Raw genomic sequence first — 25,353 nt, forward strand, 5'->3', positions numbered from 1 at the left:
CCAGCGCAACAGGGCCGCTGCGCTGGTGGGACGACAAGGCCGGAACGTCCGGATCAGCGCCGTTTGGCGCAGGATGCACGCCCGTTGCCCCGGATCGGAAGTCAACAGACGAAAAGACACGTCAGGGCTAGAGCACCCGCTCCACGCGCCAGCCCTTCTCACCCGCCACGCGCTCCAGCGCCGCGCCGCCCAGCACCGCCACCCGGCCCGTGCGGGCCGCTGCGGCCATGACATCGGCCAGGGCGCGGAAGTGCTCGTTGGTGGTGGAAAGAATCTCCTCGCGCATCTGCTGGCGCGCCGCGTCGGTGTCTCCCACCAGGCTGCGGTACAGCGCGGCGGAGCCCTTGGCGTCGGGCAGCATGTGCCTGTCCACGTCGCCGATGGCGCCCACGATGGCGTTGGCCAGTTCCGTGGACGACAGCGAGACGCGACGCAGGTAGTCCGCCGTGGCGTCGTACACGTCCAGTGTGGAGGCCACGTTGGGGTCGCGGTACGAAACCTGGGTCAGCAGGCCGCTGGCCCGGTCGAAGGCGCAGAACGCGCCGTACGCCCCGCCCTGCACGCGCACCCGGTCCCACAGAAAGGCCATGCGCAGGTGCTTGAACACCACGTTGGCCGAGCCGTGGTAGGTGTAGCCAAGGCCGTACAGGTCCGCCGCCTTGCCCACGTAGTTGACCTGGGCGGGCATGACCAGCGCCTCGGCCTCTGCCGGAGCTTCGGCAGGATGCCACCCGTCGGTCTGGGCCGGGGCAGGCGCGCCCGCCGTATCGGGCAGCGCGGCGGCAAGTGCGGCAGCCGGGCCGGACACCAGGCCCGCAACCTCGGCATCGGCGGTAAGGTTCATCAGGCAGCCGGAGCGGCGCAGCACAAGCCCGCGCAACGTCGCAAGGTCGGCCAGCACGCCATCCCAGTCCTTTTCCAGACGTTCCGCAAGGGTCCGCAGGAAGGCCAGGTACGACACGCCGGTGGTGGCTTCGTCCAGCCAGCCCGCCGCGTTGTAGCCCGCGCGCAGCCGGGCCATGACGATGCCGTGGCCGGAGGGCACCAGCACATGTTCCTGGCGGGCCTTTTCTTCCAGCACCATGCGCTGGAAGCGTTCGCGGTCGTCGAATTTCGCCTCAAGCAGCACTTCGGACAGAATGTCGTACAGCGCGGGCACGTTGTCGCGGGTGGCCTTGCCGTGCACCACCAGCCGCGCCACGGGCTGACGCGCGCCCAGGGTGGTGGCGAACAGGGTGTCCGCATCCATGCCGCCGGTCTTGCGAGCGATACGCATGCCAAGGTCCACGAAGTCGCGCCTGGCGGTGCCCATTTCGAACAGGGCGCGGCCGAACAGCGGCACCAGCGGCACCAGATGCGCGGGCACGGCGGAAAGGTCGAAGGTGGTTTCGGTGTAGGCGATGCCCGAGGTGTCCAGATCGTGGAACAGCACGGGCACCGCGCCCGCCTGCCGGTTCTCGCTGGGGATGGGGCGATTTTCCCCGGGCAGGTCTTCCAGCTTCAGGCCGGGGATGGTGGCCAGGGCTTCCAGACTGTCCGGGGCTTCCTGCAGCGTGCGCAGGGCGCGGGTTTCCTCCACCTGGGCCACCCGCTCGCACTGGCGCAGGCCTTGGCGGTACGCCTCCAGCCCGGCGGCCTCGGCGGCCTCGCGCCGGTCGGCCAGCTTGCGGTCCGGGGTCAGCAGCACCGTGGCCACGTGCTGGTTGTCCAGCAGCCATTCACGGATCAGCCCTTCAAAGTATCGCTCGCCCGCGGCGATGCGCGCCTTGATGGACGACAGCGGCGCTTCCCATTCCAGCAGGGCCAGCGGGTCACCGTCGTACAGCCAGGTGGTCAGGCTGCGCACCATCACCGCAAGGCCCACCGGGTAGCGGCCGGAATTGTTCTCGCGCAGGGCGAATTCCACGCTGTTCACGGCGGCTTCCACGGCGTCGGCGGGCAGTCCGTCCTCCGCCAGGTCGGCCAGGGTTTCCATGATCAGCATTTCCACGTCGGACGCGGTCCTGGGCTCGATGCCCCTGAGGCCCACGGAAAAATACATCTGGCGCAGGTCGCTTTCCAGCCCCACGCCCGCCACGTCCTCGCCCAGGCCCGATTCGATCAGCGCACGGCGCAGCGGCGAGCCGGGCAGACCCAGCAGGATGTGCTCCAGCATCTCGAAGGCGAAGTTGCGCTCCACGTCGGCGGTTTCGCACAGCAGCCAGTTCATGGTCACCATGCCCCGGTCGTCTCCCTCTGACGCGGCGTAGCCAACCTCGAGCATGCGCGGCGTGTCCGAGCGGGGCTGCAAGGGCACGGCGGAATCCACGTCAATGCGCTCGAAACGCGCCAGCACGGCGGCCAGGCAGGCCAGCCGGTCCTCTTCCGGGTCGTCCCCCCAGAAGAAGAAGCGGGCATTGCTGGGGTGGTAGTAGGTGGCGTGGAAATTGGCGAACTGCTCGTAGGTCAGGTCGGGGATGTGCTCCGGGTTGCCGCCGGAATCGAGCCCGTAGGTGATGTCCGGGAACAGCGCCTGCTGCGACTGCTCGGACAGGATGGATTCCGGCGAGGAATACACACCCTTCATCTCGTTGTAGACCACGCCCTTGTAGGCAAAGGGGCCTTCCGGCGCGTCGGCCTCGATGTGCCAGCCTTCCTGCCGGAAAATTTCCTCGGTGATGCGCGGAAAGAACACCGCGTCCAGGTACACGTCCACCAGGTTGCGGAAGTCCTGCAGGTTGGCCGAAGCCACCGGGTAGCAGGTCTTGTCCGGGTAGGTGAACGCGTTGAGGAAGGTTTGCAGCGACCCCTTCAGCAGTTCCACGAAGGGCTCCTTGACCGGGTACTTCTCGGACCCGCAGAGCACCGAATGTTCAAGGATGTGCGCCACCCCGGTGGAATCGGACGGCGGCGTGCGGAAGGTGACGCCGAAGACCTTGTTCTCGTCGGCATTGCAACAGGAAAGCAGTTGCGCGCCTGTGGCCCCGTGGCGCCACAGACGGATGCGGCTGTTCAGTTCATGGACGGTGCGCTCGAAAACGAGATCGAACCCGTGGGATTGCATGCGTGGGATTCCTCCGTGGGGGGATGTCATGACTATGGGCGTCTGTACGAAGCTGGGGCCAGGCTGGGGCGTGACCGCGTGTGGCCGGAATATGCCCGGCAGGATGGAAATGGTCCGGTGCGGCGCAAGGCCGGGACGACGCGGGCAGAACCGCGAAGCTCCGTGCAATGCGCCGACGCCCCGCAGCCCTGTACCATGAACATTTCGTGGCGTCATGGCAACCGGGACCGCGCAGGCATGGGACGGAAGACGACGGCAGCGCAGCGACGCGAGCGGACCCGCAACGGGCTGGCAAAAGACACGGGACCGACAGGCCTCAGCAGGGCCCCAACTGGTCCTCGACACCGCCCGGCCAGGCGGGTTCCACCCGGTCGCGCCCCAGGCCCTTGGCCCGGTACAGGGCGTCGTCCGCCAGGCGGAACAGTTCCGTGGGCCCGGACACGGCCAGCCGCTCGGTGCTGGCCACGCCGATGGAAATACGCACCGCAATGCGCGTGCCCGGCCCCACCAGAAAGATGCCGTCGCGCACGGCAATGCGCAGCCGCTCGGCGGCGGCCAGTGCGCCCGCGCCGCCCACGCCGGGCATGATCACGGCGAATTCCTCGCCACCCACCCGCGCGGCCACGTCCTGGGCGCGCAACCCCGCGCGCAGGATGCCCGCCAGGGTCATCAGCACCTGATCGCCCTCCTGGTGGCCCCAGGTGTCATTGACCTGCTTGAAGTGGTCCAGGTCGAGCATGAGCAGCGAAAGGTCGGCGCTGTCGCGCAGGTGACGGGCAAACTCGGTTTCCAGCATCAGCTCGAAATGTCTGCGGTTGTACAGCGAGGTCAGGGGGTCCACCAGAGTCAGGCGTTCCAGGCGCTGTTCCTTGCGGCCCAGGTGGTAGCCGAACACGGCGAACACCAGCACCCCGCCCACGGCCATGTACACGTTCAGCACAAGCTCGTAGTGGGGTGCGGTGGGTGCGAGATCGAACAGCCAGCGCAGCACCTGCCAGCCCAGCGGCGCGCCAAACCCCAGCGCGGCCCCCTGGACAAGCCGCAGCAACCGGGCCTTTGGCCGTTGTGCACCGCCCCCGCCGTTGCCCGCCATGGTCCTCCCCCGCGTTGGGCGCCCCCGTTGGACTGTGAAAAACAGCCCCTAGCGCATGTAGGACCGCGCAATGCGAAACACGTCGTCGTAGCCCAGCCGGGCCTTGATGCCCAGGGCCAGTTCCACCGACATGGACATCTTGTCGCGTACGTCGTCCAGCAACACCTGCTTGTGCTTCTTCAGCCACTTGCGCACGAAGGGCGCATCAAAGCCATCGGCCACCAGCGCCATGCCGTCGGCAAAGAAGCGCGAGCCCAGATGCTCCAGAAAGGGACGGCAGGCCATTCTGCCATGGTGGCGGGAAAGCAGGACGTAAAACAGCAGGGCCACGACAAGCCTGTCGTCCTGCAGGCGATGGGACACGTCGAAGAACCGTTCGTCGGCAGGCTTTTCCCCGGCCTGGCGCAACAGTTCCTGGGCGTAACCCAGCGCCTTTTCCGTGGTGATGGGCGGGGCAGGATAGAGAGCGGCGATGCGGGCCATGGTGCGCAAGGGGTTTTCGCCCCCGGCCACATCCAGGACGGCCACGCGCATCAGGTCCAGCCGCCGGTTCAGTTCGCCGCGCAGCAGATCACCCCGCGCGGCGGCGCAACGGCGCACGCGGTCTTCGCCCATGTCGCCGCTGAAGGTGATTTCCAGCAGATGCCGCACGAAGGGCTCGGAAGTGAATTCCGCTTCCTGGTCCAGCCCCTTGAAGTTGCGGCGGTTGCCCACCAGCTTCTTCAGGGAGAGCCAGTAGGCGGCCACCCCTTCCATGGGCATTTCGAGCAGGTCGAAATCCCTGATGCTCTGCGCTGCGGTTTGCGACATGGACCTTCCGCCCCTGCATGCTCACGGCGACCCGCCCCCCGGCCGGTTCAGTATTTCAATGCTATAACCGTTTCGGGCGGTTGGCAAGGCGCGCCGTGAAACATCGCCGCCATCACGGGACTTCCCGGCGGGACGAAACGGCGCGCCGCTGCAAGGGCACGCGTTATCCAGAATGCGTGACCGGAAAGCACGCGCGGGCATGCGGACCATCTTGCCGGGCTTGCCTGCGGTCACGCGCGGCATGCATCCACGCGGCATGGCGGAACAGGGGGAAGGTGACGGGAGGCGTGACGGGTGCGCGGCAGTGGCGCAAAGGCCGCCCTGCGCGCGCATGCCCGGGGCGTGCCCCCTGGGTGTCGCTAGACGCTGACCAGCGAATTGTCCGTCCCGGCGAAGGGGCAATACTCGTAACTGTCGGCCCGGCCATCGTTGAGCCAGCCGGAAGCGCCGCCCGCCAGCAGGTAACGGAAGCGGTATTCGCGCCCCGTCTCCAGTTCCACCTCGGCGGTGAAAGCGCCGTCCTTCAGGGGGCGCATGGGGGTGGCCCGTTCGTCCCAGTCGTTGAATTCGCCCACAAGATAGACCTCGGTGGCCTGTCCCACCTCGTCCGCCTCCAGGCGGAATTTCACCTTGCAGGTGGGCCTGCTCTTCAGGAACTGCTTGGTCAATGCCATGGCTTTCCTCCATGGTGCCCGGCGGCAAATCCGGACACTGTCGGCAAAAGGGTACCCGGACATTGTGACAGGAACATTATCCGCCGGAAAAGGCAACCCCGGAAAAAGTCTGGCCCGGAGCCGCGAGGGGCGCGGTTTTTCCACCGGGGCACCCCGCCGCGCCACGGCATGCGAGAGCGAACCGGCCCGCCGTTTCACGCGCGCGGGGGACCTGGGCATGCCCGAACCGATGCCGGGCATTCCCCCGCCCCGGCTGCGAAGCCCCCAGCCCGCAACGCCCTGCGCACCAGAACCAGAGCGCGCGCACGCCCCAAAAAATGCGAAACGCGCACCCCCCGGCCTGGCCGGAAGGTGCGCGCACGAAATTCGCGCCGCAGGGCTGGTCGCCCCTAACCGTTGGCGGCTTTCAGCGTTTCTTCCACGCTGGCCAGCAGGGCCGCGTCGGACGGGGCGGCATCAAGCCCGCACAGGCCGCGCACCGCCAGCAGCAGCATGTCGAGCTGCATGGACATGTCGCACGCGCCGTTGTTGATGACGCAACGGTCACCCTCCACGCGCAGACGGTAGGCGCGGCGGTTACGCGCGGCGCCGCTGCCGGAGACGATGTAGTAGATCTGCTCGTTGTCTTCGGTGACGTAGAGCTTCTGGCGGGTAAGCACGCCGGTCTCGTCGTCGTACCACGAGCATTCGGAGAACAGGCGCCCCTTGAACGCGATGTCGTGGCCCGCGTCGTTGCGCAGCGAAATGTCTTCCATCGCCCTGCAGGTCATGTCCGAACTCATGCGCGCCTCCTCACGATGTGGGAAGGGTTAGCTGTCGGGGGCCTTCCGGCTTCTTGGCCTTGCTCGGCGCCGGTCGTTCCGTGGGCGGCACATCCGCCGGGGATTCTCCGTCGCCGAACAGCGCACCGCCTCCCTGGGCGGTCCAGAAGGCTTCCAGGTCACTGCGCGAGATGCGGTAGCCGCGCCCCAGGCGGGCAGCCCGCAACGTGCCGTCCTTGATGGCGCGGCGAAGCGTCTCCTTGTGACAGCTCAGGAGATCCGCCGCTTCCGCAAGGGTGAAGGTGGTCTTGGCCATTCGCGCGTCCTTACGCATGCATGGCGCCCAAGGCCCATGCAGCCACTGCGGGCACACGGCCCGCCTCGGCGCTCGCTGGCACGCCCTGCACCCTGCAGGCACACGGCGCGCCCACCATCCGGCACTCGCAATCGGCCTCGCGCCGCGTGCTCTCGCGGCGGTCGGCCACCCGCCATGCCTCCCCCGGCGCCGCAAGGCGGCTCCGCATGGTCCGTCGGGAAGGCCGGAATGTTCCGGCCTGCGCCCATCTCTCCGTCCGACTAGCACCGACAATCAACTGGTGTCAACAATACTCCACTCCGTGCGCACACGCACCACCATTATTTACCCTGAACGGCCCTTCCCGCTTCTTGTCATCCCAGGGCCACTCCAGGTCGCCCCAAGCTGCTCCGGACTACCATGGCACGAACGCGCCCGCTCCTGCCCTTTCATCGTGCACGAGCGCCCACCACGCACCACCAACGTCGCCACGGACGGCAACCATGCATCCGCCGCCACTCTCGACCGCCCACGCCCATCCATGCACGCCTATCCATGCACACCACCCGCACCTTCCGCCCGCGCCGCCCCCCGCGCCGCCCCCCGGACGCGAAAAGGCCCGCCCCCTTGCGGGAGCGGGCCGTATTGCGTCATGCCTCGCGCGGGCGTCAGCCCTGCACGATTTCGCGCAGGCGCGCCGCCAGCGCGCCAAGGTCGTTGATGGCCCGCGCCGCCTCTTCCATGCGCCGGGCTGTATCGTCGGACAGGCCGCTGACCTGGCTCACGCTGCGGGTTATCTCCTCGCTGGCGGCGGACTGTTCCTCCGCCGCCGTGGCGATGGAGGTGACCTGGGCCGAGGTGTCGTTGACCAGGGCCACGATCTCGCGCAGCGCCTCGCCCGAGCGGCCCGCCAGCGTCGTGGCGTTGTCCACGGCGCCGGCCACCTCTTCCATGCTGGCGATGTTGCGCGCGGCCCCGGACTGGATGGTTTCTATGGACCGGCGCACTTCCTGCGTGGCGTTCATGGTCTTTTCGGCCAGCTTGCGTACCTCGTCGGCCACCACGGCAAAGCCGCGCCCGGCATCGCCCGCGCGGGCCGCCTCGATGGCGGCGTTCAGTGCCAGCAGGTTGGTCTGGTCGGCAATGTCGCTGATCACGTTCATGATCTGGCCGATGGATTCCGCCTGCCGCCCCAGTTCGCCCAGATTGCCGCGCAGCACCCCGGTAAGGTTGCTGACCTGGCCGATGGCGGCCACCGCGTCATCCACCACCTGCGCGCCCTCACGGGCACGGGCCTGGCCGCTGTCGGCCTGGCGCGAGGCGTTGGCGGCGCTGCGCGCCACCTCCATGATGGTGGCGTTCATCTGTTCGATGGCCGTCACCGATTCGGTGATCAGCCCGCGCTGGTTCTCGGTGCCGCGCATCACGCCCTCGGTCTGGCTCTCGATGGACCCGGTGGCGTCGGCCACCTGCCCGGCCACGGTGACCAGTTCGGCGTTGACCTTTTCCATGCGTGCCATGTGGGCATGCAGGTCGCGTTCCTTCATCACCAGTTCGCTCACGTCGCTGGCCACTTCAAGGTACCCGGCCTTGTTGCCGTGGCAGTCGCGCACGATGTCGCCGTAGGGGCGCACGTAGCGGGTCTGCCCAAGGATGTTCAGTTCCACGATGCCCGCCTCGAACCGGCCACCAAGCTGCATGGCCTGGTTGATCGGGCACTGGGAGGTGCCGCAGATGGAGGCGTTGAAAATGGAACTGCACTTGCGTCCGCGCACCTTCTCGCCGTCGTCCAACCCGGCGATACGGGCCACGGCCGTGTTGGCGAGAATGATGTTGTAGTCGTCGTCCACGGCAAACACCGGGTCGGGGATGGCGTTGACCACGTTCTTGTAGCCTTCCACCGAGCACAGGATGTCCTCGATCTTGCCCATCAGCCGGTTGAACCACCGGGCCAGCTGGCTGATTTCGTCGCGACCGGCATCGTTCAGGCGGTCGTTGAGGTTGGCGCGATCCTCGGTGATGTCGCGGATCAGGGCCACCACGCGCGACACCGGCGAGGTGACGAAGCGCGACACCAGCACCGAGAACACCACGCCCGGCACCACCAGCAGCGCCAGCAGCGCCGCCAGCATGATGCCGGAGAAGCGTTCGAAGATGGCCGTGGCCCCGCTGATGTTCGATGTGTGCACGAACACGCCCACCTGCTCGCCCCGGTAATCCTTGACCGGGAAGGCAACCAGCGCCGTATCGCCGCCCTCCGTGGTGCTCAGCCCCTGCTTGCCCGCCAGCAGCAGTTGCGGGGTGACCAGCGCGGCGGCAGGTATCTGCGGGTTACCTGCGGCAAAGATGAAATCGTTGCCCACGCGCGGGTGCTTTGCGGGGTCGCTCATGCCCTGGGCCAGCGACCCCAGCGAGGCGTTCATGTACAGCAGCACGTCCTCGCCCTCGGCGCTGGAAGCGATCTTGAGCAGCGGCGCGAACTCGATGAGCACTTCCACCGAGCCGATCTGCTTGCCGTCCGCGCCCTTTACCGGCGAAACGCCGCGGATGTCGAAGCCGCCGCGCCCCACTTCTATGCCCTTCATGGGCTGGCCGGTGCGGTTCACGTCCACCACGGTCTTGCGGAAGGTGGAAATGTCGTCGGAAACGTCGATTTCCTGCCCGTCGCGCTTGATCTGCTTCTTGTTCCACAGCCGCACCAGGCTGCGCCCGTTGGGCAGATGGAAATGCAGCTTGAACTTGCGCCCGGTCACCGCCGTGAACGAGGCCATGTGCGCGGCAAGATCGCGTCGCAGGGCTTCGCGGGCCTGCTGCGCCATGGGGTCCTTTTCATCGTCTATCTTGCCGGAAAGGGCCGTGGCGTAAGCCGCCTGCACTTCCGGCAATTGCGAAAACAGCGCGGCCTGTTCCAGGGCCTGCGCCGCCAGCAGTTCCACCGACTGGTTCACCTCGTTGGCCTTGGCCCGCGCCATCTGGCGCAGGAAGACGCCCTTCAGGTCCGTCAGTTCGCCAGCCAGGAACCAGTATGCGCCGCCGCCCAGCAGCAGAACGGACAGCGCGAAGGGGAGAAAGAGTTTTTGCCGAATGCCCATCATGACCCCCGTCTGGGTGATTCCGCACGCACCCCCGTGCGCACGGTAGAACTTATGATCCTACCTGCCATATCGGAAAAAACAACAGGACGATTAGATCGTGAAAATAAGAACTATCATCCCGAAGCAGGCCGAACCGGTCCGGACCGCCGGACACCATGCGGCATCAACGAGTTCCTCCGCACCGTTGCAGCAAGTCTGCCACCTTGATGGCAGCGCGTCCATGGCATGAGCGGGTGTTATAGTTTGTGCAACGGTGCGCGCCACGACGCCGCACACCATCTCGCCCCCTGTACCAAGCGTTGCCGTGCGCGGTGGCACTGGCACGGCCGACGTGCACTCCATGGGTGTGCACCGCCGCCCGGACAAGAGAGTGCAGACGCAACGCGATGTCCCAGGCCACGAATGGCGCCTGCCGCTGGGCATGTTCGGCATGCGGGCGGGCGAGGTTGCCCGGGCTGACGCGAACCGGGTCGGCGTGACGCGGCAGCCGCCCGCCAGATGGCGAGCGTGACGACAGCGCATCCGGGAAGGGAACGGCGAAGGAGCCGGGTCAACGGATACACGGCTGGGATACACGACTGGGGAGACGAGACTGGAAAGCAACACCTGTGACAAAGCGGCTGGGGCGAAACGACCGTTCCAACCCGCTTGCCCCGTCAGATTGGGGCAAGGCAGGACAGAACGGGACAGGGCAGACACGTCCTGGCGGGTCCAGGCTGGTCCAGGCTGGCCCGGCCCGATCCGGTCTGGCCCGATCCGGTCTGGCCCGATCCGATCCGATCCGGACAGGCCGGGCTCAATCCTGCCGAAAATGGGTATCGTAGTCCGGGGCCAGACAGTCCAGCGTGCCGCCCATCATGGCCCGGAACTTTTCCTGCGGCGGCACCTGGGGCGCGTCTGGGTGCTGGCATTCGGCCTGTCCCAGACTCATGCGGCGCGCCTCGTCCAGGCTGCGGTATTCCATCACCCCGCAGAAGACGCATTTCAGATGCGTGGCCCGGCGGGTGCAGTTGCAGTCGATCTTGGCGAACTGATGCTTGCGCATCACACCCCCCGGCGCCCGGCCATGTCCGCCCGCGCGGCACACCCTTCGGAAGCGGAGAGGCATCCTTCGCCATCGCGGCGCAGCACCAGCACCGCGCCGATGACCGTGCCGTCCGGTGCGCGGTAGGGCGAAACGCTGCAGGTGCACGCCTGTCCGCCGGGCAGCAGGCGCACGGGGCCGGACTGGTGCCCGCCTTCTCGCAGGAAGCGGTCGAGGGGCGTGGGGCCGCCGTCTTCGGACACGCAATCCGGGCAGCGCACCATGACGGCGCCGTCTACCTGCTCCGCCGTATCCGCCGGAATCGCCGCATCCACATGCCCCGGTCCGCACATCTGCCGCACCCACGAGGCGTTGGCCATGATCACGTTGCGCTCCAGGTCCAGCAGCACCACATGGTCGGGCATGGCGTCGATGGTGCTGCGCAGGATGCCGAGGGTGGTGCGCCAACGCTGCTCCGCCTCGATGCGGGCGGTGACGTCGACCACGATGCCCTCGTAGTGCCGCAGTTCGCCCGCCCAGTCGTGCACGGCGGTGCAATGCTCCGACACCCACAGCAGATCCCCGTCGCGCCCGTACACCTGCGAGACGAAACCCGTCACCGTGCCTTCGGCGCGCAGGCGGGCCAGCAGTTCCTGCCGCCGGCCCGGGGCCTCGTAGATCTGCGCGTCCATGGAGCGCACGCCCGAAACCAGCTCGCCCGGCCCGGACCAGCCCAGCATTTCGGCAAAGGCGCGGTTGGACACCAGGTACCGCCCTTCCGGGTCGGCCATGTAGATGCCCACCACGGCGTTGTCGAAGATGGAACGGTAGCGCTGCTCGCTGTCGCGCAACCGGGCATGCAGGCGGGTGTGATGGCGCACGATGCGCAGGTTCATGCGCAGGGCGTCGCCGGTGACCGGCTTGGACATGAAGCCAAGCGCGCCGCTGCCCGCCACCTGTTCCATGAGCTCGTGGTCCGTGGCCTCGGTGGCGCCGGTGACCAGAATGACCGGAATGTCGAAGTCGGCGGTGATGGCGCGGGTGGCCTCCACGCCGTTCATGTCTCCGGCCAGCCAGATGTCCATGAGCACGGCGTCGGGCCGTTCGTCGCGGGCCAGACGCACGGCCTCCTCGCCCATGGCGGCGGGGCCGATCACCACGTGTCCCTCGCGGACCAGCAGCCCGCACAGCAGGGCCGCTCCGACGGCATCGTCCTCAGCGACCAGCACGCGCAACGGCTGCGTCATCGCTCCCCCATGCGGTTGCGTCGCGCCCGCGCGCTTCGCTGTTGTCGTTCCACAACGGCCCCTCGCCGGGGGCTTGCCCCTGCTCGCGCGCCCATGTGGGCGCACGGTTCGGAGCGCCGGCGCGGATGTCGCCGGGCCCTGCACACGCGCCGGGCGCATCGGGAACATCTGTTACCGTGCCGTTGAAGGCGTTGCGCGGCAGGCGGACCCGGAATTCCGTCCAGCCCGACGGCGAGGTTTCAAAGCCCACCCGCCCCTTCAGGTAGTTCTGCGTCAGCAGGCGGATGCTGTAGGTGCCAAGCCCGCGCCCCGCCCCCTTGGTGGAAAACGAACGTTGAAATATCTGGCGCTGCACGTCGGGCCGGATGTAGCCGGGGTTGCGCACCCGAAAGGTGACGCACTCGCCGTCGCAATCACAGGCAAGCAGCACCTCGCCCTGCTCGGGGGTGGCTTCCAGGGCGTTCTTGACCAGGTTGCCCAGCACCCGGCCCAGCAGCGTGGAATCCGTGACCATGGCCGTGTCCGCGGCACAGGACAACACGGTAAGGGCACGGCCCCGCGCGGTGTCGTGCCCGGTGTACAGGTTGGCCACGTCGCGCAGCAGTTCCACCCCGTCCACCGGGTGCGGGTCCACCGGCAACTCGTCGGTCTCGGCGGCCAGCAGCAGTTTCTGGGTGACGATCTCTTCCACCAGCGCGTTGGAAAAGCGGTGCAGCAGCATGGTGTCGCCGCGCAGGTCCAGGGGCACTTCTTCCAGGATCATCTGGGCCAGGTTGCGCAACCCGCCCGCCGTGTTCAGGATGTCGTGGAAAAAGATGCGTTCCAGCGCGCGACGCCGCTTTTCGTGGCTGATGTCGTTGATCGCGAAGATGACGAACCGCTCGCCGTCCCGCTCGAACGGGGTGGCGCAGACCTTCAGGTCGTAGGCCAGCACGTCGTCGCCCTTGCGCTGGGTGATGCGGCATTCCTCCACCCGGCGCTCGTCGCCCAGGGCGCACAGCACCGCCTTTACCGCGCCACACTCGCGGCACCCGTCCGCCGTGCCGCAACCGCCGGGGCCTTCGCAGGCGTTCTCGCAGTGGAACAGCTCGCCGGGGCGCAGCCCCAGCAGGTTGGCGCCGTCGGACAGGGACAGCAGTTCCAGCAGGTTGCGGTTGACGAAAACGATCTGGCGGTGCCGGTTCAGGATCAGCACGATGTCCGTCACCGAATCGAGCAGGCTGACCAGGGTGGGGTCGCGGAACAGCCCGGCCTGGCGCAGCAGGTCGGCGTCGGGTGAACGCTCTGCGGGGGCGTGGAACGTGGGCAGGGGCGGGGTCATGCGTCGTCCTGTGGGCGTTCGGGGTGGCGCCGGGGGCGGGCGAGATGGCGCGCGGGGGGTCCGGACATGATCGAGGAGCGAGGCCAGGCGAGGCTTGCTGGCCGTGCGCGGGCCGGAAGCACCGTGAGAGCCTACCCCAGGTCCATGATATTTCCAAGTCGGCAGGCAGGACTGGCGGCGGCAGGAAACGGAGCAAGCCCGCGCGCGACCGGATGCGAGCCCGACTGAAGGATGCTGCCCCCCGGACAACGCAAAGGGCCGCCCAAGGGCGGCCCGGATACGGCAAACAGTTCTGACTCGCCTTTCGCAAAAAACGGAGACCGATAAGGGGGGGAGGGGGAGGCCGCAAGGCCAGCTAGAACTCGCGCAGGGTCAGCGGCGCGGCATGGTTGGGCGGGCCGAAGCCCCGGCCCGGGGTGTAGCTTTCGCGCAGGCACAGGTTCAGGTAGCGCTGGGCGCGCTGCACGGCGGGCAACAGTTCCATGCCGAGGCCGAGGCAGGTGGCGATGGCGGCGGACAGGGTGCAGCCGGTGCCATGGTTGTTGGGGGTATCCACGCGCGGCTGCGAAAGCGCGACGATGTCCGGCTGACCATCCGCGCCACCGGGCAGGCCCAGCCAGTCGATCAGGTCGCCGCTGCCCTCGAAGTGGCCGCCCTTCAGCAGCACGGCCTTCGGCCCCATGTCCAGGATACGGCGCACCGCCTCGCGGGCGTCGCTTTCCGTGGCGATGTCCATGCCCGCCAGCATTTCCGCCTCGGGCCGGTTGGGGGTCAGCAGATCGGCCAGGGGCAGGATGCGGCGCACCAGGGCTTGCACGGCGTCCTCGCGCAGCAGGCGGTGCCCGCTCTGGCTCACGGACACCGGGTCCACCACCAACGGAAAGTTCTTGCGGGCGTCCAGCACGTCGGCCACGGCCTCGATGATGGGCGCGGAGAACAGCATGCCCGTCTTGGCCCCGGCCACGGGAAAGCCGTCCAGCACGGTGGACAGTTGCAGGGCCACGAACTCCGCGTCCGGGGCGTGGATGCCGGTAACGCCAAGGCCGTTCTGCGCCGTGAGCGCGGTGATGACGCTCATGCCGAAACCGCCGAGGGCGGTCATGGCCTTGATGTCAGCCTGGATGCCCGCGCCGCCGCCGGAATCGGACCCGGCGATGGTCAGGATGCAGGGGGGCGTGGCGTGTTGTGCGTGTACGGTCATGCGGGGTTCCTCGTCGACAGGGCGAACAAACCGAAACATACCGTTATTCCGGGATAAAGTTCACGCCTTACAATGCATTTGCTGTTAATGTACCCGGCGCTGGCTTCACACTACAACGGGCTGTGCCCAAATTAGGATTTTTGTTCGTTGGCGAGGAAAACGAGCCGGCCATGAGGGAGTATACTCTTATCGTATTCGACCGACATGGCAGGCAAAGTTTGACGAAGCCAACGGGCAAAAGGACAATTTGGGCCCTACACCACGGCGTCCAGCAGCAAGTTATCGCGATGGATAACTTCCGGATAATGCGCGTCGCCCAGGATGGCCGCCACCTCGTGGCGCTTGTGCCCCATGATGCGCCGCAGTTCCGCCGCAGCATAGTTGGAAAGCCCCACCCCGATGACGGTGCCGTCCTGCGCGGCCACGCGCACCAGCGCGCCGGAGCCGAAGCCCCCTTCCACGCCGCACACCCCGCCGGGCAACAGACTTTTGCCGCCCTGCAGCAGGGCGCGGGCAGCGCCCTCGTCCACGGTGACGGTGCCGGCCGGGTCCGACTGGTAGGCCAGCCAGTACTTGCGGCGCGAAACGGTGCGGGCGTCCGCGCGCACCCAGGTGCCGATGGCTTCGCCCGCGAAGGCGCGGGCCAGCACGTCGGGTTCGCGCCCCGGCACGATGAGCGTGGGCACGCCGATCTGCGCGGCGCGCCGCGCGGACAACAGCTTGGAGTACATGCCCCCGGTGCCCACGGACGTCTTGCCGCCGCACAGTCCGTCCAGGTCCAGCCCGTGCACGTCGTCGATGCAGTCCATGACGCAGGCGTCCGGGTTGTCCTGGGGGTTTTCGGCAAACACGCCGCCCGCCGAGGTCAGGTTCACGAACAGGTCGGCTTCCACGATGTTCAGCAACAGGCTGGCCAGGCAGTCGTTGTCGCCGAACTTCAGGTCGTGCACGGCCACGGTGTCGTTCTCGTTGACCACGGGGATGGCCCCCCAGTCGAGCAGCGCGGCAAAGGTGTTGCGGGCGTTCAGAAAGCGGTTGCGGCTCTTCAGGTCGTCGCGGGTCAGCAGCACCTGCGCCGATATGCGCCCGCGCCGGGCAAAGGCTTCATCATAATGATGCATCAGGCGGCTCTGCCCGATGGCCGATGCCGCCTGACGGTGGGGCATGCCCGCGATCTCGCAGCAGCTGCGCAGCACGCCGCGCCCAGCCGCCACCGCGCCGGAAGACACCAGCACCACGCGCCGTCCGCCTTCCTGCACGGCGGAAAGCTGGTCCGCCAGCGATTCCACCATGGCCAGGTCCAGCCCTTCGCCGGTGGTCAGCACCGCGCTGCCCACCTTGACCACGACGCAACGCGCCTCCGCCAGCGCCCTGCGCCGTTCGGATTGCCAGTCGCCCGCCGTATCCGCCTGATCCCGCCTTGTCTCGTTCCGTCCGGACATGCCGTCGCTCCGTTGGGATGCGGGTGCGCCGCCAGCTTGCGCCGGGGCTATTCGCGCACCCAGATCACCTCGATGTCGCTTTCTTCCTCGTCGAATTCCTCGGTCTCGCGCAGGCGCACCAGGGCTTCATGGATGTCCAGTTCGTCACGCATGCGCCACATTTCGGCCACCACGTCCTCCACCCCTTCGCCGGTCAGCGCGGACATGAAGTGCACGGTGCGGCCATCGGCCTCGGCGCGGTCGCGCAGGGCCTGCACATCTTCGGGGTCGCGCAGGTCGATCTTGTTGACCACCTGCAACTGCACGCGCTGCCCAAGGTCGGAATCGAAGCGCACCAGTTCCTCGTTGATGAGATCGAAGCCGCTCCACGGCCCTTCGGGGCTGTCCAGCGACACGTCTTCCACGCTCAGGATGTGCACCAGAAACCGGGTGCGCTCCACATGCTTCAGGAAGCGGTGGCCAAGGCCCTGCCCGGTGTGCGCCCCCTCGATGAGGCCGGGAATGTCCGCGATGACCAGTCGCTGTTCGGGGTCGGCATCGTCGATCATCACGCCCAGGTTGGGGGTCAGCGTGGTGAACGGATAGGCCGCGATCTTGGGACGGGCCGCCGACACCTTGGAGATGAACGTGGACTTGCCCGCGTTGGGCAGGCCCAGCAGGCCCGCGTCGGCCAGGATCTTCAGCTCCAGCCGCAGCGAGCGGACCTCTCCGGCTTCGCCCTTCTGGGCAAAGCGCGGGGCGCGGTTGGTGGACGACTTGAAGTGCTCGTTGCCCTTGCCGCCGCGCCCGCCCTGCGCCACCACGAAGACGGTCTCCGGGTCGGAAAGGTCGCACAGCAGGGTTTCGCCGTCGTCGGTCACCTCGTAGATCTGGGTGCCCACGGGCAATTCCACCGTCAGGTCGTCGCCCTTGCGGCCGTAGCACTGGCTGCCCATGCCGCCCTGCCCGTTCTGCGCCTCGTAGGTGCGTTGCAGGCGGAAGTCGTAGAGCGACAACAACCGGTTGGAGGCGCGCAGAATGACGCTGCCGCCGTCGCCGCCGTCGCCCCCGTCGGGGCCGCCGCGCGGCACGAACTTTTCGCGGCGGAACGAAACGCAGCCGTTGCCGCCGTTGCCCGCGCGAACCGTAATGGTGGCTTCGTCGACGAAGCGCATGATGATGCCTGCCTTGAATACGGTGAATATGCGATGGATACGGCGCGCGGAATGTCCGCAGCGCCGGGGCAAAGCCGGAAGTGACCGGCCTGCCTGGATGCGACCGACGCAATGAACGCGACGGTCACCGAAAAAACCATGTCGAGCCAGCGCCCCGGCGGGTCTGCCCGCCTTTCGTGTCGGCATCTGCCTGGCAGGGCCTGACTGGCCCGATTGCTCTGGCCGATTGCTCTGGCCGATTGTCCGGATGACGGGTCTGGCCTGACAAGGCTGGCGAGGGGTCTGCAAGACGAAGCTGACAGACTGCCTGCATGCCGGGCACTGCCAGTGCAACGGAGCAACTGGGCGACGGGGCCGACCAGCCTGCCCTGTGCACTACACGAGGCCGTCAGCCAGAGCAAACACGAAAGGGGCGGAAGAACGCTACGCGACTTCCGCCCCGGAAATGCAAGCCGTGGACGTGTATGTGCGGCCTGGCCTACGCCTGGGCGGGCACCACGTGCACGCGGGTCTGGACCTTCTTCTTGCGGGTGTACTTTTCGTACTTCACGGTGCCCTCGACGGTGGCGAACAGGGTGTAGTCCCTGCCCATGCCCACGTTGTCGCCGGGGTGCACGCGGGTGCCCAGCTGACGAACCAGAATGTTGCCGGCCAGAACCTGCTCGCCGCCGAAGCGCTTCACGCCGCGGCGTTGTCCGGCGCTGTCGCGACCGTTGCGAGAGCTGCCGCCTGCTTTTTTATGTGCCATGACGTGTTCTCCTTGGCGCTAGGCCTGGATGGCCTTGATCTTCAGGGCCGTAAAGTCCTGACGGTGGCCCTGCTTCTTGCGGGAGTCGTTGCGGCGCCACTTCTTGAACACGATGAGCTTTTCGCCGCGACCGTGTTCGACCACCTCGGCGGTGACCTTCGCGCCTTCCACATAGGGAGCGCCGACGGAAAACGCGCCGCCGCCCAGCATCAGAACCTTATCGATGACAATTTCGCTGCCGGCTTCGGCCTCGAGCTTCTCGACGAAGATCTTGCCGCCTTCTTCGACGCGGAACTGTTTGCCACCCGTTTCAATAATCGCGTACATTAGTAACCTCCATGACGAGAGAGGGCTGACTTATCCTCATTCGGGGCAGGAAGTCAACCCCGGATTGCCACCCTGTGCGGCCGCGCCCCGGGAATATTCGTAAAATTCCGTCCGGGCGGCCACCAGCGGGCCGCATCCGTGCGCGAACGCGGGTCTTTTTTCCGCGCCACGCTCCCCGGCATGCGGGGCCGATGTCGATAGCACACGCCCACCCGGCCCGCAAGGTCGGGATTTCCCTCCGCCAGCAACGGTCACCGTGCCGCGCCCGTATTAGATTTTTCCCTTTCGTCAACGATACCGCGCGTCAGCAACCACTTACAGCCCGGCACGGCCAGCCCCCGTTAAATTTCTAACAGACGCTCCATGGTTCCGGGGATATACCTCTTCTCGAGTGTGTCTCGTCTCGCGTCCGGGGGGAACCCCGCACCAAGGCCCTCCCCCAAGGCTGTTCCCCCCGGACCACCAAAAAGCGCGAGCACACCGCAAAGCCCCCGGCGGGGCAACCAGACGGCACAGCCGTCTTTTTTTTGCCATGTCGGCGCACGCCGTCTTTCTTGTCGTTTCACCCGCCCCGCCTTTCGTGATGCCCGAACGCGAATGCGCCCGGTTCGCCAGACACGCTGGTAGCCCAGGGCCTCCATCTTGCCCGCACCTCGGCTGCACAGACAGATCCGGGGCGTTCGCCAAGCCCGCGTGGGCCAGCGCATCTTCTTCCCCCACCAGCCCCCGCCCCGCCCCCTTCCCTTCCCGCCCCGTCCCGGCTACCATGCCGCACTGCCGTGCCCTGCACGGCACCATCCTTCAAAGAGGTCGGCATGAAAGGCATCATTCTCGCCGGGGGTTCCGGCACGCGGCTCTATCCCATCACCATGGGCGTCTCCAAGCAGCTCATGCCGGTGTACGACAAGCCCATGATCTACTATCCGCTGTCGGTGCTGATGCTGGCGGGCATCCGCGAGATATGCATCATCACCACCCCGGCGGACCAGCCGCGCTTTCGCGAACTGCTGGGCGACGGCGCCCAACTGGGCCTTTCGTTCACCTACATCGAGCAGCCCCGGCCCGAAGGGCTGGCCCAGGCCTTTCTGCTGGCACGCGACTTTCTGGCCGGGGAACCCAGCTGCCTGATCCTTGGCGACAACCTGTTCTACGGCGACCGGCTGCCATCATTGCTGCGGCAGTGCGCCAGGCTGGAGCACGGCGGCGTGGTGTTCGGCTACAAGGTGCGCGACCCGGAACGCTACGGCGTGGTGGAGTTCGACACGGCGTGCAAGGTCATCAGCATCGAGGAAAAGCCCGCCGAGCCCAGGTCGCGCTTTGCCGTCACCGGCCTCTACTTCTATGACGGACGCGCGCCGGAACTGGCCGCGCAACTCGCCCCCTCGCCGCGCGGCGAACTGGAAATCACCGATCTGAACAACCTGTACCTGCGCGAAGGCAGCCTGTCGGTGGAATTTCTGGGGCGCGGCGTGGCCTGGCTGGATACCGGCACCTTCGAATCGCTGCATCAGGCGGCCTCGTTCGTGCGGGCCGTGCAGGACCGGCAGGGGCTGAAGATCGCCTGCATAGAAGAAATCGCCTGGCGCAAGGGCTACATCGACGACGCCGCCCTGCGCACGCTGGCCGCCCCCATGCTGAAGAACGACTATGGCCGCTACCTGATGGACATCATGGAAGACCGCCTGCGGGTGTGACGGCGTGTGCCCGTTGGGGTGACATCGAACAGGCGACAACGGCCCGGCAACAGCGGCCCAGCGAAAACCGACCGCAGTGCACAAAAGGGCCGCCCTTGCGGACGGCCCTGCGAAAACTGGCGATGCGCGCGCGGCGCACCATGAAACCTGCGCCACCCCGGCGGGGATAGCGCACGGCGCTGAAGAAACCCGGCGGGCAAGCCCGCTCCCGGTTCCTTCTAATGATGCATGTGGTCGCCCTTGCCGATACGGTAGAAGGCGGTAGCCACGATGACGCAGAAGTAGATGGCGATCAGGCTGACGCCCAGGAAGCCCTGCGGGCTCGAGTGCATCGCGTTGTGAATCAGTTCGCTCAGCATGTCCGAACTCCTTGTGCGGCACGGCAGCGGCACGCGGCCGTGCAAGACGACCGCCCCGCACCGGGCGGGGATTGACGTGAACACTCCAGGTCCGCAGATTACTTGCCGCTTTTCCGGCAAATGTCAAGCGCGTCGTGAATTCCCGCACAAGGAACGTACGCCGCAAGCCCCACGCGCACTTGCCTCCCGCGTCGTCCCGCTGTACATGGCCCGGCCCTGCCCCCGGCAGGAATGATACCGGGCACCAGCAGATCCGACCGGAGTATCCCCCCGGCGAACACCGGCCCGCACATTCCGTTCATTCCACCCATCCCGGATGCCGTGCATCGCCGGGCGGGCCAAAACAACCCTGCACGCACGGGCGGCCACCCTGACCGCCACATCCCCAACATATCCATGGAGACACCATGTCCGATACCACTCCCCGCCCCGGCGACCTTCTGGAACTGACCGTGGAAGGCCTTGCCGCTGGCGGCCGCGCCGTGTGCCGCCACGAAGGCCGCGTCGTGTTCGTGGCGGGCGGCCTGCCCGGCCAGCGCGTGCGCGCCAAGCTGACAACGGTTAAGCGCCGCTTTGCCGAGGCCACGCTGGACGCCGTGCTGGAACCCTCGCCCGTGCAGTGTGCCCCGTTCTGCGCCCACTTCGGCGAGTGCGGCGGCTGCGCCTGGCAGGATCTGCCCTACACCGAGCAACTGCGCTGGAAGGAGCGCTTCGTGGTTGACGCGCTGGGGCGCATCGGCGGCCTGCGCGACGCCAACGTGCTGCCCATCCTGGCCTCCCCCGCCGAGCGCGGCTTTCGCAACAAGATGGAATTCGCCTTCAGCCAGGACCGCGACGGCCAGTTGCATCTGGGCCTGCGCCGCCGCGCCTCGCGCGCGGTGGTGGACATAACGGAGTGCCACCTGCAAACGCCGCTTACGGTGCGCATCGTCGAGGCTGTGCGCGACCTTGCGCGCGAAAGCGGTCTGCCGGGCTGGGACGACCGCAGACAGGACGGCTTCTGGCGCTTTCTGGTGGTGCGTGAACCGGAACTTGGCCGCGATGCCGGTACCGCCGCCCCGGCGGAAGGCGAAAGCCCGCAGGGCCGCCAGTGCATGATCCAGTGCATCACCGGGCGGCACCCCGGCGCGGCGCAGGCCGTGTCCCGCCTGGCCGAGGCGCTGCGCGCCCGCTTCCCCGAGGTGACCGGCGTGGTGCATTCGCTGCGCCTGGACCCGGAGCAGATCGCCTACGGCGAACGGGTGCTGGCCGTGGACGGCGAAGCCGTGCTGACCGAACGCCTGGGCGGCAACGACCTGCTGCTGGGCCCCGACTCGTTCTTCCAGACCAACACCGCCGCGGCGGGCCTGCTGTACGACGAGGCACGCCGCATGGCCGCCGCCGGGCCGGACGACACGGTGTGGGATCTGTACTCCGGCGTGGGGGCCATCGCCCTGCACCTGGCCCGCACTGCCGGGGCGGTGCGCGGCTTCGAGATCACGCCCGAGGCGGTCAACGACGCCCGCGCCAATGCCTCGCGCAACAACATCCTGAACTGTTCCTTCGTCTCCGGCGACGTGCGCGCCAGCCTGCGCCGCGAACGGCCCGGCGAGGGTGTGTCGCCGCGCGTCGTGGTCATGGACCCGCCCCGCGCGGGCCTGCACGAGGATGTGGTGGAAGCCGTGGCCGCCCACCAGCCCGAGCGCATCGTGTACGTTTCGTGCAATCCGGCCACCATGGCTCGCGACGTGGCGCTGTTCACGGCGCGCGGATATGCGCTGCAAGAGGCGCGTCCGGTCGACCTGTTCCCCCATTCGCCCCACGTGGAATGCGTGGCCCTGCTGACCCGCACAGGGGAGTAGCTCGTCAGGGCACGGGGCGCAGTGCCGGGAAAGCTCGGGCATGTGCCCCAGCGGCAACACCGGAACGGCGCGAACTGCCCCCGCAGAAAAAACCACCCCCGCAGGAAAACGACGCCCGCCGCATGGTCAGCACCATGCGGCGGGCGTTGTCGTTTGCTGCACCTGCGCAGAAAGCCTAGTGCGCGCCGCCGTGCAGCAACGGCTTGAAGTTGAAGCTGCGCACCCGCTGCTCGTTGTGGCAGACCACGCAGCCTTCCATGGTGGGCTTGTCGATGAGCGAAACGTCGCCCCCAGATTCCACGTGGGCGGAACCGGGACCGTGGCAGACCTCGCACCCCGCGTCGGCCAGGTGGGGGGTGGCCTCGAAGCTGACGAACCCGCCCGGCTTGCCGTAGCCGGTGGTGTGGCAGGCGTAGCAGCCCTGCACTTCTTCCTTGCTCAGCTTGGAGGCCATGACCTTCACGCTGTGGGCGGAGTTGGATTTCTTGGCGTACTTGCGAAAGGTGGCGTGCTGGTCGGCATGGCAGGGGGCGCAGGCGTCGGTGCCCACGTAGCTGCGCGCTTCGGCGGCCAACGCCGTGGAGGTCAGCCGACCGGCAATGGGCAATGCCAGCAGCACGGCCAGCAAGACCGCCGTCAGGACCGCCGTCAGAATCGCCGTCAGGGGCCCGGACGGAATCAGGGACGGACTTCTGGACAAGACCGGGAACGGGGACCGGGGCCGGACTGCAGCCAGTGCAGCCAGTGCGGCCAGTGTGACCGAGATGAAAGGACGGGCTGAAGGCAGGCTGGAATTCGGACGGCGGCACACAACGGCAGGCACGGTCAGGCGCATGGCATCCCCCCAATGGCAGGTCCGGCGGGTTGACGTAGTGTCGGGCACGACGCGCATGGCGCGCCGTGGCGCATTGGTACCGCGTTACAATCGAACAGTCCAGCCTTCATGAATATTTTCGCACGCCTTCGGGGCACACTCCTTCGGGCGGCACGCCTTCCGGGTGCACGATTCTGGCCGTGGCCCGCACACAGACGCTTGCGCCCCCCTTGCTCATCGTGCGCTATGCGGGCGCTATGCGTGGCGCGAGGCGGTCATCCTGTCCGGCACCAGCCGGAAAAACGCCGTGCGGCCCACGGCTTCCTCATTGACCGGGGCATCCGGGGCCTGCACGGCGGTCAGCAGGGCACGCACCGCCACAGACACGTCGGCGGGGTCGTGCAACTCTTCGGGCCGCCCCCAGGCAAGCACGCTCAGGAAGCGCATGGAGAACTTGCACCCCGTGCCGTCCGCCGGCCTGACCACCTCCGCATAGGGCACGAACGAACAGCAGACCGTTCCGCCGCTCCGCAGCAGTTCCACCTTGTGGCCCTTGCGCGATGAATGGAAATAGATGGCCCCGTCCGCCACCCCGAACGACAACGGCACGGCATACGGTTCTGCGCCGTCGCACAGCGCCATGGTCATCCACGGGCTGGCGGCCACGCCCGCCCATATTTCCGCAGTGTCGGTCACTTCCCTGTCCTTGTGGCGCATGGTACCCCCGGTAGGGCGCGACTTGATCAGGTTCTGATCTGGTCCTGATCTGGTTCTGAGCAGGACCGCCGCGCGCAGTTGAATTGTTCAGGCAATCAGCAAACATGTCCGGCACTTCGGTGGGGAATTTTTTCACGAACTCCGCCCCGTCGCGTTGACGCCCACCGTCGGCTGTGGTAGACACGACCCGACTTGTGAACGTTTGCACGAAGTGCCCCCGGCAACCGCTCTTTTCCGAATGGGCGCGAAAGCCACGGGACGGTGCCTATGTTCTTCAATAATTGGTTCAAAATCAACGACAAGAAATACCTCGACGCCATTTCCACCGCCGGGGTCATCGGGCTGCACATGGTGTCGGCCACGGTGGTCGGCCTGGCAATGGGCTGGTACCTTGATCGTTGGTTGGGAACGAAGCCGTGGCTCACCGGGGTGTTCCTGATTCTCGGCATTGTCGCCGGGTTCAAGAACGTCTGGCTTGACTCGCGGAGGCTGCTCAAGGCCCAGGACAAGGAAGATGCTGAAAGGTTTGGCCCGAAAGACTGATGAATGGCTGTGGCGCAAGGGGTTCCGCTCGTCGGAAATCCGCCTGCTGCTGCGCTGCCAGATTCTGGTTTCGGGGGCGTCCTTGCTTGTCGGGGTTGCGTGCGCGCCTCTCTGGGACTGGGGGTTGTGGTTCGGCGTGGGGGCCGCGCTATCGACCTTCAATTTCTACGCCTTGGCCAAGTTCGTGCAGGGCATCGTTTTCATGCCGTACACGCGCGCCATGGCGGCCGGGCTCATGTTCAGATTCTACGGTCGGCTGCTGCTCACCGGTCTGGTCCTTTTCGGCCTGATCGTTTGGCTAAAGGTCTCTGTCTCCGCGCTGCTGGCGGGGCTGTCCACGTGCGTTCTCAGTATCGCCGCGTGGGGAATAGCCAGGGGCGCAGGACAAAAAGTGAAGGAGGCGTAGGGAATGGCTGGTGGATTGCCGCATCCGGTACTCTGGTCCACGCTGTTGCATGTGGATCAGGTCACCATCGGTGGAGCGACCGTCGAATTCAAGCATGTCTTCTACACGTGGTGTGCCATGGCCGTCCTGTTCAGCCTGGGCCTTGTGGTCCGCGGCGGGCTGAAACTGGTGCCCGGCGGCATACAGAACGTTTTCGAGGTGGTCATCGGGGGTCTTGAAGACTTCGTGGTGACCAACATCGGCGAGGATGGACGCAAGGTGTTTCCGCTGCTTGGCGGCATCTTCCTGTTCATTCTCTTCCAGAACCTGCTGGGGCTGGTCCCCGGCTGCGATGCGCCCACGGCCAACGTGAACACCAACGCGGCCATGGCCGTCTTCGTGTTCCTGTACTACAACTACCAGGGCATCAAGCGCTGGGGGCCGGGCTACATCAAGCATTTCATGGGTCCCATGTGGTGGCTCACGCCGCTGATGCTGCCGCTGGAACTCATCTCGCACACCGCGCGCCCGCTTTCGCTGACGCTGCGTCTGTTCGGGAACATCCGCGGTGAAGAAATCGTCATGGTGCTGTTCTTCCTGATGGCTCCCATCGTTGGCACCATTCCGGTGTACTTCCTGTTCCTGCTGGGCAAGGTCCTTCAGTCGTTCATCTTCTTCATGCTGACGATGATCTACCTGAAGGGCGCTTTCGAACACGCCCACTAGGGTCGGGCCTCATGGAGTCGCCGTCCGCGAAAAGCCGGA

Annotated in this window: 23 protein-coding genes; 5 read left to right on the top strand and 18 right to left on the bottom strand. The window is 67.0% G+C overall.

Annotation, left to right across the window (positions count from 1 at the left end):
• Positions 1–127: 127 nt before the first annotated feature.
• The 15 genes from DESTE_RS07165 to rplU all read right to left on the bottom strand — a co-directional run bounded on the left by DESTE_RS07165 (position 128) and on the right by rplU (position 18,235).
• A complete protein-coding gene (locus DESTE_RS07165) occupies positions 128–3,043 on the bottom strand; it encodes an insulinase family protein (RefSeq protein ID WP_035066446.1) in 2,916 nt (971 codons plus the stop codon).
• Between the two features lie 316 nt (positions 3,044–3,359).
• Positions 3,360–4,136, bottom strand: a complete 777-nt coding sequence (locus DESTE_RS07170; protein WP_035066448.1) for a GGDEF domain-containing protein — start codon at positions 4,134–4,136, stop codon at positions 3,360–3,362.
• 48 nt (positions 4,137–4,184) lie between these two features.
• A complete protein-coding gene (locus tag DESTE_RS07175) occupies positions 4,185–4,946 on the bottom strand; it encodes a hypothetical protein (RefSeq protein ID WP_035066450.1) in 762 nt (253 codons plus the stop codon).
• Between the two features lie 359 nt (positions 4,947–5,305).
• Entirely contained in the window at positions 5,306–5,620 is a 315-nt protein-coding gene (locus DESTE_RS07180) for an isoamylase early set domain-containing protein (protein ID WP_035066452.1), read from the bottom strand.
• Between the two features lie 389 nt (positions 5,621–6,009).
• On the bottom strand, positions 6,010–6,402 hold the full coding sequence (locus tag DESTE_RS07185) for a hypothetical protein (protein ID WP_035066454.1): 393 nt from the start codon (positions 6,400–6,402) through the stop codon (positions 6,010–6,012).
• 10 nt (positions 6,403–6,412) lie between these two features.
• On the bottom strand, positions 6,413–6,697 hold the full coding sequence (locus tag DESTE_RS07190) for a helix-turn-helix domain-containing protein (protein ID WP_035066456.1): 285 nt from the start codon (positions 6,695–6,697) through the stop codon (positions 6,413–6,415).
• 647 nt (positions 6,698–7,344) lie between these two features.
• Positions 7,345–9,768 carry a methyl-accepting chemotaxis protein gene (locus tag DESTE_RS07195; protein WP_035066458.1) on the bottom strand — a complete coding sequence of 808 codons (2,424 nt, stop codon included), beginning with the start codon at positions 9,766–9,768 and terminating at the stop codon, positions 7,345–7,347.
• 799 nt (positions 9,769–10,567) lie between these two features.
• Positions 10,568–10,816: a hypothetical protein gene (locus tag DESTE_RS07200; RefSeq protein ID WP_035066460.1), complete on the bottom strand. Its 249-nt coding sequence runs from the start codon at positions 10,814–10,816 to the stop codon at positions 10,568–10,570.
• A complete protein-coding gene (locus tag DESTE_RS07205; RefSeq protein ID WP_035066462.1) occupies positions 10,816–12,042 on the bottom strand; it encodes a PAS domain S-box protein in 1,227 nt (408 codons plus the stop codon). Before DESTE_RS07205 ends, DESTE_RS07200 begins: the two co-directional genes overlap by 1 nt.
• The gene (locus DESTE_RS07210; RefSeq protein WP_035066464.1) at positions 12,011–13,363 is read right to left on the bottom strand and encodes a PAS domain-containing sensor histidine kinase; all 1,353 of its coding nucleotides are present in this window, start codon (positions 13,361–13,363) and stop codon (positions 12,011–12,013) included. Before DESTE_RS07210 ends, DESTE_RS07205 begins: the two co-directional genes overlap by 32 nt.
• A gap of 355 nt (positions 13,364–13,718) precedes the next feature.
• Positions 13,719–14,564, bottom strand: coding sequence for a bifunctional hydroxymethylpyrimidine kinase/phosphomethylpyrimidine kinase (gene thiD, locus DESTE_RS07215; RefSeq protein ID WP_035066466.1), 846 nt, complete (start codon positions 14,562–14,564; stop codon positions 13,719–13,721).
• A gap of 254 nt (positions 14,565–14,818) precedes the next feature.
• A complete protein-coding gene (gene proB, locus DESTE_RS07220; RefSeq protein WP_051384360.1) occupies positions 14,819–16,006 on the bottom strand; it encodes a glutamate 5-kinase in 1,188 nt (395 codons plus the stop codon).
• Positions 16,007–16,053: 47 nt separating this feature from the next.
• A complete protein-coding gene (gene obgE / locus DESTE_RS07225) occupies positions 16,054–17,160 on the bottom strand; it encodes a GTPase ObgE (protein ID WP_035069924.1) in 1,107 nt (368 codons plus the stop codon).
• Between the two features lie 478 nt (positions 17,161–17,638).
• Positions 17,639–17,908, bottom strand: a complete 270-nt coding sequence (rpmA, locus tag DESTE_RS07230; protein WP_035066468.1) for a 50S ribosomal protein L27 — start codon at positions 17,906–17,908, stop codon at positions 17,639–17,641.
• 18 nt (positions 17,909–17,926) lie between these two features.
• Positions 17,927–18,235, bottom strand: coding sequence for a 50S ribosomal protein L21 (gene rplU / locus DESTE_RS07235; RefSeq protein WP_035066470.1), 309 nt, complete (start codon positions 18,233–18,235; stop codon positions 17,927–17,929).
• 815 nt (positions 18,236–19,050) lie between these two features.
• Between rplU and rfbA the strand changes: the two genes are divergently transcribed.
• The gene (gene rfbA, locus DESTE_RS07240; RefSeq protein WP_035066472.1) at positions 19,051–19,929 is read left to right on the top strand and encodes a glucose-1-phosphate thymidylyltransferase RfbA; all 879 of its coding nucleotides are present in this window, start codon (positions 19,051–19,053) and stop codon (positions 19,927–19,929) included.
• 218 nt (positions 19,930–20,147) lie between these two features.
• Here rfbA and DESTE_RS18205 read toward each other — a convergent pair whose 3' ends face one another.
• Positions 20,148–20,288, bottom strand: coding sequence for a hypothetical protein (locus tag DESTE_RS18205; protein ID WP_198015339.1), 141 nt, complete (start codon positions 20,286–20,288; stop codon positions 20,148–20,150).
• Positions 20,289–20,695: 407 nt separating this feature from the next.
• Between DESTE_RS18205 and rlmD the strand changes: the two genes are divergently transcribed.
• Positions 20,696–22,129: a 23S rRNA (uracil(1939)-C(5))-methyltransferase RlmD gene (rlmD, locus tag DESTE_RS07245; RefSeq protein WP_035066474.1), complete on the top strand. Its 1,434-nt coding sequence runs from the start codon at positions 20,696–20,698 to the stop codon at positions 22,127–22,129.
• 175 nt (positions 22,130–22,304) lie between these two features.
• Here the strand turns inward: rlmD and DESTE_RS07250 are convergent, their stop codons facing one another.
• Positions 22,305–22,748 carry a cytochrome c family protein gene (locus tag DESTE_RS07250; RefSeq protein ID WP_425411686.1) on the bottom strand — a complete coding sequence of 148 codons (444 nt, stop codon included), beginning with the start codon at positions 22,746–22,748 and terminating at the stop codon, positions 22,305–22,307.
• A 450-nt stretch (positions 22,749–23,198) separates the two neighbouring features.
• Complete coding sequence (locus DESTE_RS07255; RefSeq protein WP_035066476.1) at positions 23,199–23,660, bottom strand: pyridoxamine 5'-phosphate oxidase family protein; 462 nt, start codon at positions 23,658–23,660, stop codon at positions 23,199–23,201.
• A 267-nt stretch (positions 23,661–23,927) separates the two neighbouring features.
• On the opposite strand from DESTE_RS07255, the gene DESTE_RS07260 reads away from it, so the two are divergent.
• From DESTE_RS07260 to atpB, 3 genes are read left to right on the top strand one after another with little or no spacing between them, the layout of a single operon-like run.
• Positions 23,928–24,203: an AtpZ/AtpI family protein gene (locus DESTE_RS07260; protein WP_035066478.1), complete on the top strand. Its 276-nt coding sequence runs from the start codon at positions 23,928–23,930 to the stop codon at positions 24,201–24,203.
• Complete coding sequence (locus DESTE_RS07265; protein ID WP_035066480.1) at positions 24,175–24,609, top strand: ATP synthase subunit I; 435 nt, start codon at positions 24,175–24,177, stop codon at positions 24,607–24,609. The genes DESTE_RS07260 and DESTE_RS07265 overlap by 29 nt, the downstream gene beginning before the upstream one ends.
• Before the next feature lie 3 nt (positions 24,610–24,612).
• Positions 24,613–25,314 carry a F0F1 ATP synthase subunit A gene (gene atpB / locus DESTE_RS07270; protein WP_035066482.1) on the top strand — a complete coding sequence of 234 codons (702 nt, stop codon included), beginning with the start codon at positions 24,613–24,615 and terminating at the stop codon, positions 25,312–25,314.
• Positions 25,315–25,353: the final 39 nt, after the last annotated feature.

Source organism: Nitratidesulfovibrio termitidis HI1 (assembly GCF_000504305.1).
Taxonomy (GTDB): Bacteria; Desulfobacterota; Desulfovibrionia; order Desulfovibrionales; family Desulfovibrionaceae; genus Cupidesulfovibrio; species Cupidesulfovibrio termitidis.